Consider the following 16736-nt stretch of genomic DNA (forward strand, 5'->3'; position numbering starts at 1 on the left):
GATACGCTGCTCAAAAAGCCACGGAAGGACTTGGTGACATTAGTCACGTTAGTAAATAGAGATGCGGTAACTTGTCCGCGCTTGTCCTGTAGGGGAGATTTATGAATCGCCCCTACAGAATAAATCTGTTGCATTTCTTTATTCTTGTTATTTTTCAATAATTATATTATAACTAATTTTGTTAAATAATCATTGATTGAGGTGATTGTCTTGAAAAAAATAATGTTTTTTATCTTTGGGATGATATTAATTTCTGCTTCTTCGTATGCAGCGGATAATTATCTGTTTGACGCCGTGAGTAATACAGAGACGGCCGGAAGTGTTTTTACAGTAGATGTTTATGCACGTACTGGTGGGGGGACTGATACGGGTTACAATGGCACTGGGATTGTAACTGCATCTCATCCTACTTACGGTTCAGTGAATGTTACGCCGAGTAGTATTGACTTTGTTAGCGGGATAATTAATAACGTTGATTTTGTGGTGGAAGTTGCGGGTGATATTGAATTTACGGTAACAGACTCGGTTGTACCGGCGATTACAAGCTGGGCAGGACATGCTCATATTAATCCCAAGAGTATGCACCACTATCTGATGCTTCTGCATCAATCGCCGGATGTAATGCAGATTCAATTGCCAGGTACTTCTGGAGATGGTTATAGTCCTGTGCTTCCGACAGTAACAGCAGGTATTCCGTGTGCAATTTCAATTGTAGCAGTAGATGATTTAAATAATACTATTCCAATGGCAATCACGGTTACCGTAAATGATTGGTTTTCTGAACCGAATTGGTCGGAAACGAAATCATCAAGCAATGGAATTGCTGGTTATTTATGGATTCCAAATCCTACTGGGGATGGCCAGTATAGTTTTAATACGACGCTTACACCTACATTTAGTCTTAATGGGAGTGGAACTGTAAAAATTGATATTCCAGATACATTTTATATGTGGGTGGATGTGCCGACTAGTATCTATGCTGGAGTGCCGTTTTCTATGACATTGACTGCTTCGAGTTCGATTACAGCCAAAGAACCTTCTCCCGGCGCGAGTGGATATTATTTCAGGCTTGATCCGCTATTGCCGGACAATTCCGCAGGGCACGGTACGCTGACTCCCACGAATATGACAATCGATTCCAGTGGATACAAACAAAGTATGTTTACGTATACGACAGCAGAATATTTTAAATTTGATCCGGTAAGAATTACACCGACTGATGGAAAAACAATTGAGATTGCTTCATCCCCGTTGATTAATGTGATGGCAGGGGCACCGACGCAGATTTCGGTTGAAGTTTCGCCGGTGTCGATCGAAGCCGGGCATACGGCGACCATCTCTGTCACGGTGATGGATGCGTATCAAAATGTGGTGAGCGGTGTGCCGGTACAATTTACCAAGACGGTTGGTTCGGATGATGCGTTTGTCAGTCCGGCCACGGATCAGACCGGGGTCGATGGTATTGCCCGGACAACGTTTACCGGCGGCATCATCAATGAGACTGCGGTGGTGCGCTGCAAAGTAAATGCAATTGAGGCGGATGTGGCTATTGTTGTTTCGGTGGCCCCGCCCTCGGGCGACAAGATGATTAATTATCCCAATCCGCTGAATCCCAATCAGGGAAAGACCTCACTCAACTATTTTTTGAATGAGGAATCGGATGTTGAGATCAGAGTTTTTGACGCTTTTGGCAGGATGGTTTTTTCCCAGGATATAAAAAAAGGCCAGGGCACAGGTGATTTTGTTGGCGCCACGATACCCGGCGGCGCTAATTTCAACTGGGATGGGCGCAATGGCGAGGGACGGATGGTTGCCAATGGGATTTATTTGATAAAAGTAAAAGCAAAGGGTAATAGCGGTACGCAGGAGTTTGAACGACGGGTGGGGGTGTTGAAATGAGCAGGAAGTATTTTATCGCAGGACTCGTCGCGACAGCAATTATAGCGGGCAGTGTGGTCGGGAATCCTGTTTGTACGCAAGCGGCGGAAAGCGGTGATGCCGGTCAGGCAGGCGCTTTTTTAGCGTATGGTGCCGGTGCCCGGGCGATTGGTATGGGCCGGGCTTTTGTCGGGATTGCCGATGATGCCACAGCACTCTATTGGAATCCCGGCGGATTGACCTCCATGAAACGTAATCAGGCCATCTATCAATATGTAAACTTAATTGACGGCAATGCCTATCATTATCTTGGTTACGGCCATATTTTACCTTACATCGGAACCCTGGGTGTTGGAGTGGTGATGCTGGATCAAGGTGAGGCTGAAGGCAGAAACACGTATAATGAGCTGACAGATGGATTTACCAATCGTGAAATTGGAGTTTTACTCGGCTTTGGCTATGATATTAACGCTCGGATTTCCGCAGGCGGCACCTTTAAAATTATTAACCAAAATCTGGCAAATAAAAGCGGGACCGGTTTTGGCATTGATGTGGGTGTTATGTACCGGCCATTGCCTTGGATGAACCTGGGGTTGAATTTTCAGAATCTTCTGGCACCTGCCATCACATTGGTGGAAGAAGCGGAAGCGTATCCAATGAATATGATTTTTGGAATTGGGGCCAAATTTTTCAGGGATATGCTCAAATTGGATTTGGATATTTCCAAAAACATGGAGCAGGACGGATTAAAGCCCCGGTTTGGTTTGGAAGTCAAACCGATTATCAATCTTCAGGATTTGGCTTTCCGCGGGGGGATTGATGATACGGAAATCAGTGCCGGCTTGGGATATGCGTATATGGGTTTTCAGCTTGACTATGCGATCGGTTTTCAGATGAGTGAGACTTTGGAAAATATGCATAAAGTATCGCTGTCGTATGTTTTTGGTGGATTTGTTCTGGAAGTCCACGGCGAACCCGATGTATTCTCACCGGTTGGGATTAATAAAGTCTCTGTGATTAAAATTCAATCTCAGACAAAGTTTCAGATTCGGATTTGGACGTTGGAAATCATCAATGAAGCCGGGGCTTTGGTGAAGAAATATTCCGGCGAAGGATCGCCGCCGGACCATATTGTCTGGGATGGACTGCAGGATAATATGAACCCCATGCCTGATGGGAAATATAAGGTGAGTATTACAATTGAAGATGCTTCCGGTGAGAAGCGGACATCGCCGGATACATTTATCACCATGCAGAGCATTCTTCCTTTGGGTGTGTCGCCGGTTGATTTATTGGAATAATAAAATTTGTATATGAAAAAATGATGGTCAGTAAACTCCGCTCAGGGACCACACGTTATATCGTGCTAGCGCGAATACGATGGGCAGCTTGCCCGGCGGACTTGCCTGGTGCCGGGTAAGTTCATGGATTTTTATCAATGCATTAACTGAAATATTACAAAAATAAGTCGGGTTTTACTTGACGCAGTATTTGTATCTTGCTAGTATCAAAAATAATAGTGGGGATTTTAAAAATACGCTTGAAATTAAATCGTTTTTCTGTGCGCAACAGTATGCGCACACATTAAACACGTAATTTGTGAAATCGAGGGGAGAGCACAGTGGCGCAACAGACGTTTAAACGAAAACAGATTTATATTAATATGGATCTGCAGTTCAAATACTCTCTGGTATTAATTTTTACGATGTTTATTGAAATGATTATTGTAGGTTTGGCAGTGATGTATGTTTTTTCGCAGCCAAAGCCGGATGTGCCGGGGGCCAATATTTACTTTATTTATAGGGTTGTTTTGGCGATCATCATTTTCCTTACGCTCTGTAATATAACTGCGGGTGTTTATTTATCGCATAAAATTGCGGGGCCCCTTTTCAGGTTCGTTATGTGTACGCGCGAGGTTGCCAACGGCAATGTGAAAATAATGGTGAACCTTCGCAAAGGCGATGAGATGAAGGAACTGGAAGCCTCGTTTAATGATATGACCGAACGTATTCGATCGGTGGTTCGGGAGGACCGGCAGCGACTCTCTGATGTTGCTGAAGCGCTTCAAGTGATTGAAACGAATTGCTCTAAGTTGAGTAAGGCTGAAAAAGACAAGGTGACGGAAGAGATTGCGTTTATCCGTGATGCATCCGGAAAAATTACGCAGCATTTTACTGTGTAACAAATTAAAATTTTTTTGGTCGGTAGTTTAGTATAAGGGAAATATTGTGTTTAGTTTTTTAGGAATATACCGAGTATTTTAAAAGGGACCATTCATTATTTTTTTTGATTAAAGGGATAAGAATATGAAGCGACGTGTATTTAATTTTATTTTTTTAGGGGTGTTCTTTCTTGTTTCAATCCCGCCAATCGTGCATGCCGCTACTTTTACTGAAAATTTTCAGACAACCACATACCGGGATGGCGTGACAACGGCTGATTGGAATACGGATGCTGAAAGGGTCCAGCTTGCTTCGAGCTATGTTTTTTCACAACCGACCGGGATTGCCAATTGGGGCGGTCAGATCAACGCAGTGGCCGGAAATGGAACCATCTTTCTGATCGGCGGAGACGGTGCCAAGCTCAACCGTTACAACGGGACTTCAGCAACCAACCTTTCTCCGGATATGTCCGGGTTTGTTGGGAATAATATTCGCGCGATTGCCTGGGGCGGTAATTCCGAATGGTACATTGTCGGCAACAGCGCAAAAATTAATGCTTATAATGGCAGTACTTTTACGGATCTTTCCAATAGCCTGACCGGCTGGGGTTCCAACAATATTTTGACAATAGCCGATGGAAGCGGCACGGAAAATTTCTGGCTTTTTGGCGGCGGTGCGAGCGGCGTGGGAAAGCTTACCAAGTATGACGGCACCACATTTACAAATTTAGAAAGCACAGCTGGTTTTTTTGGAAATACATATACGGTTTACTCGCTTGCCTTTAATGGGACTTATTGGTTGATCGGCGGCAGCCAAGGTCGGCTGTCCCGCTATTCGGGAGGCACGTTTACGGATCTTTCTTTTCTTTTGGATGGTTCGGGTGCCGGGCAGGGTAACTTCGGAAGCAACAATGTCTATGCGATTGACTGGGACAGCACCAATAGTGTCTGGCTGATCGGCGGTTCGGGCGGTAAACTGGCAAGTTACAACGGTTCAACATTTACCGACCGCTCAGCATCGGTTTCAACGTTTAACAATATCTATTCACTCCATCACGATGGAAATTATTGGATGCTGGTCGGGAATGATACGGGCGGGAATACGGAATGTTATTCCTGGGATGGTAGTATTTTTCGAGATCTTTCCAGCAGTCTGGAAAATATGGGGGCCAGCCTGCCGTTTTATTCCATCACGGGAAATGGAACGACCTGGCTGATGGGCGGTGCCCAGGCCAAGGTCAATGATCATACCGGTGGGGCGTCTTCCACAACATTTAATGACCGCTCCAACCGTCTGGCGGATTTTGGGACCAAGGACATTATGGCTTGTGCTTATAACAGTACCAATGGGTACTGGCTGGTGGGTGGCGCGGACAAAGCGCTCAATAGCTATAATGGAACATCCTTTACGGATATTTCGAGTCATCTGGCTGGTTTTGCTGCAACGGATGATGTGCTTTCCGTTGGATACAATGGAACTTATTGGCTTATCGGAGGAACCGGCGGAAAATTTTCACGCTATAACGGGACATCGGGTACGGATTTATCCACGAATCTTGGTTTTGGTTCCAATGCGGTGTATGCCGTCGAATGGAACAGCACCAACAGCGAATGGCTGATTGGCGGCGCAGGGCCGAGCTTGAAGACTTACAATGGTGCCTCGTTTTCTTCGGATCTTTCAAGTTCTATGTCGAGTTTTACCGGGAATATTCGCGCTATTTGTTATTCCGGCGGATGGTATATTATTGGCGGGACGTCCGGCTCCATCAACCGCTATAACCGTACAACATTCAGTAATCTGGCATCCAGTTGGGGCTCGGAGGATGTTTTTGCGATTGATTCAAATGGGAGTGAGTTTTTGGTGGGCGGATCCAATGCGACCTGCAAGCGTTTGATACCTGCGATTTGGTCGTTTTTTACTGTCACACTTTCTAATTTTTCCACATCTGACGTACGTACCATCGGTTACAGCACTGATGAATCTTACTGGTTTATCGGCGGGACTGCCGCCAAATTGAATCGTTATAACGGGACCGTGACGGATGAATCATCCAGCTTGGTAAAGTTCGGCAGTTCCACCATCAACTGTCTGGGTTGGGGAGGGGATTTTTGGCTGCTGGGCGGCAATGATGCCCGCGTGAATAAATATGGTCCTCAGTACGTCTCCCCGGGACGTGCACAGTCCACGACGGTGGTCTCATCGACCAGTTGGTTTATGGAAGCAACCTTGACGGTTGATGAGACTCTTTTTAGCCAGACGATAAATTATTATTTAACTGCGGATGGAACCAATTGGGAAGGGCCGGTTACCTCGGGTGCGAGTTGGGTATTTACGAATACCGGACAGGATTTGCGCTGGCGCGCTGATTTGTCTTCTACTGACATTGAAGTTTCTCCCTGGTTGAATTCTCTACAGATTGATTATGTTGAACCGACCCCGACTGCGACACCCACTTCGACAGCGACGCCCACAGCAACGCATACACCTACAGCGACACCGTCTTATACACCAACGCCGACATATACAGTTTCGCCGACATCCACCATAACCCAGACGGGTACGCCAACGTATACGGCAACCCCGACAGCCACGCCAACAGGGACGCCGACGTTTACCGCCACGCCGACTAGTACGCCAACCTATACCGTAACCCCGACCGCGACGCCGACTGCGACGCCAACCTATACCGCGACGCCGTCAGCCACCTCGACGGTGACACCGACGTTCACCGCCTCGCCGACCACGACGCCGACATTTACAGCTTCGCCGACTGCCACCCGGACATCCACCATTACCCCGACGCATACACCGGCCTGGACGAGTACATTTACCTATACACCGACGTATTCAGTGACGCCGACTGATTCGCCAACAGCAACGGTGACTCCGACGGCAACGCCGACATTTACGGCGACCCCGACCGGGACTCCGACGTATACCGCAACGCCAACAGCGACCCCGACGTATACCTCGACCTATACTGCCACACCAAGCAGTACGTCGACCTATACCGCAACGCCAACCAATACCCCGACGTATACTGCGACCCCGACCGGGACCCCGACGTATACTGCGACCCCGACCGGGACCCCGACGTATACTGCAACCCGGACAGCGACCGCAACATACACTTCAACGTATACTGCCACACCAACCAGTACGCCGACCTATACCGCGACGCCGACATCAACCCCGACATTTACCGTGACGCCGACCGCAACTCCGACCTATACCGCAACCCGGACGGCGACTTCAACATATACTTCAACGTATACTGCCACACCAACCAGTACGCCGACCTATACCGCGACGCCGACATCGACCCCGACATTTACCGTGACCCAGACAGCGACTCCGACGTATACTGTGACCCCGACGTCGACCCCGACATATACGTTTACCTATACCGCGACGCCGACGAACACCCCGACGTATACCGTGACGCCGACAGATACGCCAACCTATACCGTGACCCCGACCGCGACCCCGACATTCACAACCACGCCAACCGCAACCCCGACATATACGTTTACCTATACTGCGACCCCGACGAATACGCCGACGTATACCGCGACGCCGACAGATACCCCGACGTATACCGTGACGCCAACGTCGACCCCGACGTATACCGTGACTCCGACCGCAACCCCGACATTCACGTTTACCAATACGGCGACCCCGACAGCAACTGCGACGTATACGGCCACGCCGACAGATACCCCGACTTATACGGTGACACCGACGGATACCCCAACCTATACCGTGACCCCGACGGATACGCCAACCTATACCGTGACCCCGACTTCAACCCCGACGAGTACGCCGACGTATACGGTGACACCGACGGATACACCCACGTACACGGCGACGCCTACAGAGTCTCCGACGTATACTGTGACCCCGACAGATACGCCAACGTATACCGTAACACCGACAGCGACGCAGACAGATACCGCGACCTATACGGCGACCCCGACTCATACCCCGACCTATACGGCGACACCAACCGTGACATTGACCTATACGGTGACACCAACCGTGACAGCGACCATGACACTGACAGATACCCCGACCTATACGGCAACACCGACAGACACGCCAACCTATACCGCGACCCCGACCGTGACCTTGACATCTACCGTGACACCGACATCTACGCCAACCGCGACCATGACGATGACAGTTACGCAAACGGTCACGCCTACGGGGACACCCACCTTGACAGTGACAGCGACTGCATCCGCGAGTGGGACGGTGACGTTGACGCCAACTCCTACGCCGACATTAACATCGACCGGGACAGCTACGCCGACATTGACATCAACTCAAACACTGGTTTATACCGCAACCCGGACCTTGACACCGACTCTCACCGCAACACCGACTTGGGTTCTCAATACCCATACTGCAACGCCGACATTGACATCTACACCCACTTCGACTGCAACTCCCATTGGAGAGATTGTTGTTTATCCGAATCCTTACCGGCCTTCGCGGGCTTTTGGCGGAACGTTGAAGTTTATGGGTTTGTTAGGATCGGATGTTTTGAGAATCTACACGGTTTCGGCTGAAAAAGTGTATGAGGTTTCCGGTGTTACGGGAAGATATGATTGGGACGGCAGAAACAGCAGCGGTTCCAGGATTGCCAGTGGTGTTTATATTTGGGTGATTGAACGCGAAAATGGCGAGAAGCATATGGGAAAAATTATCGTGGTTGATTGATCTTGGTAAATGGAAGGGTGTTATTTCGTTGGAACCTATCTTGGTTTTATCCTCTCTAAAGTTCGTAATCATTGACGAAATTCTTACAAAAAAAGTTTTTAAATTAAGACAAATTGATTGTTATTTTTGATACCGGTTATTTGGGTGGAAAATAATAGTCTTTATTTATAAGGAAAATACGAGAACTGTTTATTTTAATTGACACATTTATAATACTTGATTAGAATATTACTTGAAAAGGTACTTACAAATTTGACAAATAATTGACTTTTTTATTTCAGTACGCTCATGGGGGAAGGTGAGATTTCTATGAAAAGAATCATCTTCGTTTTGTTTTTTTTTCTAATTTTTTCAAACACTTCATTTTCTGATGGTCCTGGAACAACTAATGCAAACTTTTTAAAAGCCGGACAAGGTGTACGACCCATTGCCATGGGCGAGACTTACATTGCATTAGGCGATGGTTTGGATACGCTTTACTGGAACCCGGCCGGTCTGGCGCAAATTAAATCGCCGGCTGCAAGTTTCATTCATAGTTTTTGGGTTCAGGATATTGGAACTGAGTATTTGGCATACGGGATGCCATTGGGGCCTTTGGGAACCATTGCCGGTGGCATCACCTATATGCATGCGGGAACGATCGCAAAAACCATTGAAGATGAAAATGGCAACTACGGTGGTATTGATGGAGATGCTTCTGCTATGAGCGTCGCTTTTGTCGGGGCGTATTCGCAAAAGTTGTCTCGGCTTATGCCGATCAAGGAACCGTTTTTGGGTAACATACTGATTGGTGCCAGTGTGAAAATAGTAAGTGAATCCATTGATGAGGCGAGTGTCTTCGGCGGTGCGATTGATCTGGGCGCTATTTGGCGCCAGACGGAAGAAATGACGCCGCGCCAACCGGCAACTGCATCCGGCATCAGCACACCGGTAGAGGGTAAATCTTTGGTTCGGGATAAAGGCTGGCGCATGGGACTGGTTGCTCAGAACCTTGGGATGACCAGTGATGAATTGATGCCGATTAATTTCAGAGCAGGTGTCGGTTATGTTATGCAGGATTTGTTATCGTCCGCCGGCCGGGGAACCGTCGCGCTGGATGCATTGGTTCCGATTGATAATGATATTAAAGTTTCTATTGGTGCTGAATACGCCAATATTAGCCCGAATACGGAATTCGCCGCCCGGGTTGGGTATAAGATCGGTAATGAGATTCAAGATCTCGATTCTTTGGCCGGTTTGACTGCGGGAGCGGGTTTTGCCATTATAGCCGGGCTGATTAAATATCAAGTTGACTATGCTTTTGTACCTTACGGTGATCTGGGGACCACCCACCGGGCATCCCTCACCCTGGCATTTTTGCCTTCCAGCAACATTGTAAAAGCGGCACCCGGCATAAAAAAGGAGATTATTCAACCTGCCCCGGAAGTGTTACCCAAAACACTTCTTAAATCTGCGGAAATCAAGAAACCGGAGCCCAAACCGGAACCCGAACCCGAGCCCGTAAAAGAAGTGTCCACCGCAATGGCTGTTGCTGCAGCCCCGGAAGTTGAAGCATCCACAGCAGCTCAGCCGGTTGAAAAAGTTGATGAAACTGAAGCGGCGCTGAAAAAACTGGAGCGTGATTTGCGTATGTTTTTGAAAAGGGTGAATGCCGGTCTGCTTTCGCCGGTCAGGTTTGACAAGGGTAAATCACAATTAATTTCTAAGACAAAAAAGAGTTTGGATACTTTGGGGAAAATTATTGAAAAAAATAAAACCGGTAATATCGTGGTAGTGGGTTATGCCGGATCGAATACTGTTTTGGCAGCGGAACGTGCCAAGACGGTTGCGCGTTATATCAAAATGACGTTTCGGATTGATCCGGAAAGATTTTTAATTAAAAGCGGCGATCCGGCGCAGAAACCAAAACGGTCATGGATTTCTTTTGAGGTGAAGGAGAAAGCACAAAGCACAAAGTAATCGCGGGGTTGGAGATAGGGTGATGTGTAAGAGAGGGTGATTGCTATGGAAAAAAAGAGGGTGGGTATTGGTTTTTATCTATGCATCACGTTTCTCTGTGTTGGCGGGTTTGCACATTCTGCGATGTTTACTGAAAATTTTACATCCAATACATATGAAGATGTGGCTGAGACCACGGCTTTTTGGGACACTTCAGGTTCCGGTGAGGTTCGTCTCCATTCCTATTATACTTTTTCCGAACCCAGTGGCGTTTTGAACTGGGGCGGTCAGGTGAATACGATTCACAACAATGGAAGCTATTGGCTGATTGGCGGCAATGGCGGGAAGATCAATCGCTATAATGGTGCAGCCTATTCAAGCCTGAGTGCTTCCATGAGCGGTTTTGAAGGCAACAATATCAATACCATTGGTTACGGTGATGGGTACTGGATGGTTGGCGGCGGTTCTCAAAAGTTGAACAAATATGATGGATCGGTTTTTACAAATTATTCCTCAACACTGTCCAATTGGCCCAATGCGGATATTCAGGCAACAGCGTATGGCGGTGGAACTGAAAATTTTTGGGTCATCATGGGAAAGAATGGAAGGATCAATCGTTTCAACGGGACCTCGGGAACGGATGTTTCCGGGGGTGCCGGTTTTTGGGGAACATCCACCAATGGTTACGCAGTGGCTTACAACGGCAGTTATTGGCTCCTGGGTGGAAGCAATGGTTATTTGCTCCGGTATCAGGCGGGAACGTATACAACATTGGGATTTGGCGTGGAAAGTGTTTATGCCATCGGCTGGGATAGTGATAACAGCCGTTGGCTGATCGGCGGTTCGGGCGGCCGCCTGCTCAGTTATGACGGAGCAACCTTTACGGATCAGTCCGCCAAGGTTTCGACATTTAATAATATTTTTGGAATTGCCTACAATGGCAGTTACTGGATGATCGTTGGGAATGATACCAATGGGGACAGTGAGTGCTATTCCATGTCAACTGATTTTTCCACCTATTATGACCGCTCAAGCAGTCTGGTGAATATGGGTGAAGGGGTGCCGGTGTATGCGGTGGACAGTGATTCGACAGAGTGGTTGTTGGGCGGAGCAGAAGCGCGTTTGAACAATCATACCGGTACAATTTCATCGACAACGTTTAATGATCGCTCCAGCCATTTGGTAAATTTTGGGATTGATGATATTTATTCAGCCGGTTACGACACAGATAATAATTATTGGATTTTTACGGGTGCCAATAAACATGCCAACCGGATGAGCGGCGGTACGTTTGCAGATATGAGCAATACGCTTACGGGATTTACCAGCATGGACAGTGTTCGGTGCGTCGAATACAACAGTACGGATGGGTATTGGCTGATCGGCGGTGATGATGGAAAGTTGAACCGGTTCAATGGCACGTCCACAACGGATTTGACAGCAAGCTTGGGGTGGGGCAGCGGATACAGTGTCAATGCTGTGCGCTGGAATGGCAGTGCGTGGTTGATTGGCGGGGGTGTTGCTCATCTGAGCAGCTATAATGGGTCGAGTTTCACCAATCTATCGAGTTCATTAACCGGCTTCGCACCTTCCGGGTCAGGAGAGTCGGTTCAGGCAATCGAATATACCGGCGGGTACTGGCTGATTGGCGGGGCCAACGGTTGTCTTAATCGTTATAATGGTTCGGCATTTGTAGATCTGCGCAGCAGTCTTAATAGTACTTGGGGCGGTTATTATAGTGTTAATTCCATTCATACGGATGGAACCTATTTTTGGTTGGGCGGCGATAACGGCCATGTGGCGAGTTACTTGGAGCTGGCAAGTCTTTTCGCAAATTATTCAAATACAGATGTCAGCACAATTTTCGGCACCAACAATGTCAATGTGGTTTACTGGAGCGCAACCCACAACTCTCTTTTGATCGGCGGTCAAAATGCCAAGTTGGCATTCCTATATCTCCCCAATACGGTTGATGACCATTCGACATCGTTGATCAATTTTGGGACTGAGACGATTAATGATATATGGTTTGGACAAGACACATATTTTATTGTGGGAACATCGGCCGCCATGAATGCTTATGGGCCGGTCTATGAACAACCGCGTTGGGCCCAGTCTGAAAACGTCGCGCAGTCAACTACAAATTTTTATTCCGTGACTTTAACCGCAACGGATGACACGCCTTCCGGCACGGAGGTTAATTATTGGCTGACAGTCAATGGCCAGCTGGCGGATCCGCACAGCTATTGGATCCAGGCAACACCTGGTGTGGCAACCATTTTTGACAGCGGATTTGAAGGACTCCGCTTGAAATGGAAAGCGGAGTTGACATCCGGTAATACGAGTGTCTCGCCGAGGATATATCAGATTAATTTGCAATATGAGATTCCACCGACACCGACCGTGACGATGACTGCTACACCGACTGCGACACCAACTGTGACACCAACAGCGACTATGACGGATACGCCGACTTATACTGTCACGCCGAGCAATACGCCGACTTTTACCGTGACCCCGACCGCGACCCCGACCCTCACTGCGACGCCGACTTTTACCGTGACCCCGACCGCGACACCGACATTTACCGCCACACCCACTGCGACAGTGACACCGACATTTACGGATTCACCTACGATTTCTCCGACACCTACGAATGTTATTTTTAGCCCGACCGTTACACCCACGTATACAATTACAGAAACATTTACAGTTACCGACACGGTGACCCGGACTTATACAGCGACACCGACAATTACATTGACGCCCACACCAACGCTGACCGTGACGCCGACCGCGACCCCGACGATTTCTGAAACGATTACTTTGACCTATACTGTCACAGAAACTTTTACCATCACCCACACGGCAACGATTACCGTGACTCCGTCGGAAACCCCCTATTACAGTCCGACGGTCACACCGACCATTACAGTGACACAAACCTGGACTGCCAGCCCGACCGCGACGCCCAATCCTAACTTTACATTTTATGACGGCTCCCTGATTATTCCTATGGATACTGCTTCCGATCAAAGCAGGACCAATCAGAATTACGGTATGTGGAGGGCGTATGGTCTGGTCTACGAATTGCTCAGCCAGGGGATCCCGGTGCATTGGGCAATCAGATCCTATAAAGTCTATGAGGCTACGGATTTTACCTGTACTTCTACCAAGGATATTCGTTCGGGAGCAATATATGCCAATATCAATTACAACGGCGGTCCGTTCGTTATTGATTATTCGAATTCTACAGTAGCGGTTGCGATTATTACTGCTTGGAATGAAGGGCAGACCAGGATTGTCAATGTGCATCAGTATACGGACAGCGGTCAGGCTTTTACAGCTCCGGTTTTCCGTAAACTTCGCGCGGCACCTTTAATCGCGCTGTATGACAATTCGGACAGTCGTGATACCTGGACTGCGGCGCGGGATTATTTAAGCGCTGCCGGGATTGCGGATTCCAATGGCAACAACTGGCCCAGTTCCTCGCCGGATGTGCTCACTGAAAGTGAGATGGCCGGCACGACCAGTAATCATCAGGACGGCCAATTGTTTTTGACCGCCGGTGGATTGCCTAAGTACAGCATGCTGATCAGCATGCATTGGAGTGCGTACCCGGTGGGTCGGTATGGCGGCGGCGGCGGGATCGGCTACTGGGAAGGCAGGAATAATGCCGTGGCCACAGCCAATGCGGCGGAAACGGTTGCGGAGCTGGATACTTATATAAAGAATGGAAGTGCGCATGTTTATGCACAGTGTATTGCTGTGGCAGCGTTTGAAAATGATATTATTTCCACCACCCCCACCGCCCAAGCGGACTGGATCTATGGCGGGTATGGACATTGGCTCACCACCAATGGGATTATTGATACCAGCACCAATCCAGGGAGTACGGCAGCCGATTATTTGAATGTACTGCCTGATGCGCCGGCAGGTCAGGCGACCGGCGACTGGACCTATTTGCCATCTTCTTCCCAGGCGGCGTTTGGTTTGGCTGCAGGGAGTGAATTTTATGGCGGTGAATCCTCGGTCATTGTCGTCGATAATGTGAATCCGGGGAATTATCCTTATTTGTTTATGAACGGACATTATAAAGGGAATACCGGCGCCGGCAAGGCTTCCTATTTGATTGGACACACATCCAGCACAACGCTGCCCTATACCAGTAATTCACGCGCGCCTATGATGCGCTATTTTTATAACAGTTTGTATGAGTCCCCGGCAGCTTCGGAAGCGGTCCCTGAAATGTATTTGACCAAGAGCGGACCTGGAGAAGCGGAGGTCGGCGGCAATATAACCTATACGGTTACCTATCAGAATGTATCCGGTATTGCTTATAATGTTACGCTGACGGATCCTTATCCGGCCAATGCCACCTATGTTTCCTCAACCGGCGGTGGTGTTCCCGGCGGTGGTGTTGTGAGCTGGGATTTGGGGAATCTGGATGTGGGGGACAACGGTTCGGTGACAGTGACGTATTCTCTCCAGGACCCGGCACCTGCGACAGGTTGGAGTAATGTGGCCCATGTAATTTACCATTCCGGTCCCACGCAATTCACCGCCTACTCCAATACGGTCAATACGCTTGAGGTGGTATTCACGCCGACCGCGACGATTACACTGACCCGGACTCACTCGCCAACTTTTACGAATACAGTGACGTCGACCGTGACACCTACATTGACCGGGACCACCACACAGACTTTGACGCAGACACCGACCTATACCCAAACATCAACAGTGACTGAAACACATACACCGACGGTAACTCCGACAGAGACCCCGACATCTACCTGTTCACCTACAATTACAGAAACCATCACCAGCACACCTTCATCGACCGCGACCCCGACCTATACCAGCACATCGACCTATACACATACACCGACGATTACGCAGACGTCGACGATTACCCCGACATCTACTCACTCGCCGGTCTATACACAGACACCGACGAGTACTATCACGGAAACTTACACAGTCACAACCACCTATACCGCATCACCGACACTGACCGCAACGCCTAGTATTACATTGACCGGGACTCCGACAATGACCAATACTATCACACCGACGGTTACACCTACGGCAACAGTAACCCTGACTGCTACGGAGAGTATGACCGTGACAGTCACGCTGACCGGGACATCGACATTGACTGAAACAATCACGCTTACATTAACATTGACAAGTACGCCGACACCGAGTATGACCGTGACGCAAACCGGGACGGTAACAATGACCATGACCGTGACACCGGCTGTTTCAGCAACACCGACCTTGGTGCCATTGGCAGCAACGGTGACTGTGACGCCGACGATGACGCCGACACTTCAAGTGACTGGAGGGGAAATTTGGGTTTATCCCAATCCTTTTAATCCTGCCAAGGCCGTAGGCGGACAATTGAAATTTGAGAATCTTCCCATCGATTCGAAAATTCGGATATTTACAGTTTCCGGAGAGTTGGTCAGGAACCTGATTGCCAATCAGGACCGGGGAACCTGGGATGGCCGGAACCAAGCGGGTGCTGAGGTTGTGTCTGGTGTTTACTTGTATGTGGTTGATTTTTTTGATCGGGAGAAAAGGATAGGTAAGATTTTTCTTATAAGGGAATAGTAACTAAAAACTTATTTAAAGGTATGATGATTATGAATAAATCACGCTATATTATTATCTTGCTCTTTTTTTGGGCAATTACAACTTTTTCCCATGCTGCCACTTATAATGAAAGTTTTTCAACCAATGATTACTGTGATCCTGGAAATACAACTGCTGACTGGAATACATCAGCAGAACAGGTTCAGTTGCAATCTTCCTATCAGTTTTCCCAACCGGCCGGTATTGCGAACTGGGGCGGTCAGATTAACGCAGTGGCCGGCAACGGAAGCACCTTTCTGATCGGCGGAGACGGTGCCAAGCTGAACCATTACAACGGGACTTCAGCAACCAACCTTTCTCCGGACTTGCCAGGGTTTGCAGGGAATAATATTCGCGCGATTGCCTGGGGCGGTAATTCCGAATGGTACATTGTCG

7 protein-coding genes are annotated in these 16736 nt (G+C 48.4%); all 7 read left to right on the forward strand.

The genetic code is table 11. From position 1 onward, the window contains the following. The first annotated feature begins 210 nt into the window (after positions 1–210). Entirely contained in the window at positions 211–1899 is a 1689-nt protein-coding gene (locus K8S19_13830; protein MCD4814756.1) for a T9SS type A sorting domain-containing protein, read from the forward strand. Beyond that, the gene (locus K8S19_13835; protein MCD4814757.1) at positions 1896–3179 is read left to right on the forward strand and encodes a PorV/PorQ family protein; all 1284 of its coding nucleotides are present in this window, start codon (positions 1896–1898) and stop codon (positions 3177–3179) included. Before K8S19_13830 ends, K8S19_13835 begins: the two co-directional genes overlap by 4 nt. Before the next feature lie 320 nt (positions 3180–3499). Beyond that, positions 3500–4060, forward strand: a complete 561-nt coding sequence (locus K8S19_13840; GenBank protein ID MCD4814758.1) for a HAMP domain-containing protein — start codon at positions 3500–3502, stop codon at positions 4058–4060. A 124-nt stretch (positions 4061–4184) separates the two neighbouring features. Continuing rightward, positions 4185–8762: a hypothetical protein gene (locus K8S19_13845; GenBank protein ID MCD4814759.1), complete on the forward strand. Its 4578-nt coding sequence runs from the start codon at positions 4185–4187 to the stop codon at positions 8760–8762. A 309-nt stretch (positions 8763–9071) separates the two neighbouring features. Then, a complete protein-coding gene (locus K8S19_13850) occupies positions 9072–10721 on the forward strand; it encodes a PorV/PorQ family protein (GenBank protein MCD4814760.1) in 1650 nt (549 codons plus the stop codon). Positions 10722–10766: 45 nt separating this feature from the next. Continuing rightward, a complete protein-coding gene (locus tag K8S19_13855; GenBank protein MCD4814761.1) occupies positions 10767–16319 on the forward strand; it encodes a hypothetical protein in 5553 nt (1850 codons plus the stop codon). A gap of 32 nt (positions 16320–16351) precedes the next feature. Continuing rightward, positions 16352–16736 (forward strand): hypothetical protein (locus K8S19_13860; protein MCD4814762.1); only part of this gene is annotated, 385 nt, incomplete at its 3' end.

It is taken from the genome of bacterium, assembly GCA_021108215.1.
In the GTDB taxonomy this organism is placed as follows: Bacteria; Oederibacteriota; JAAXVQ01; order JAAXVQ01; family JAUVAV01; genus JAIORK01.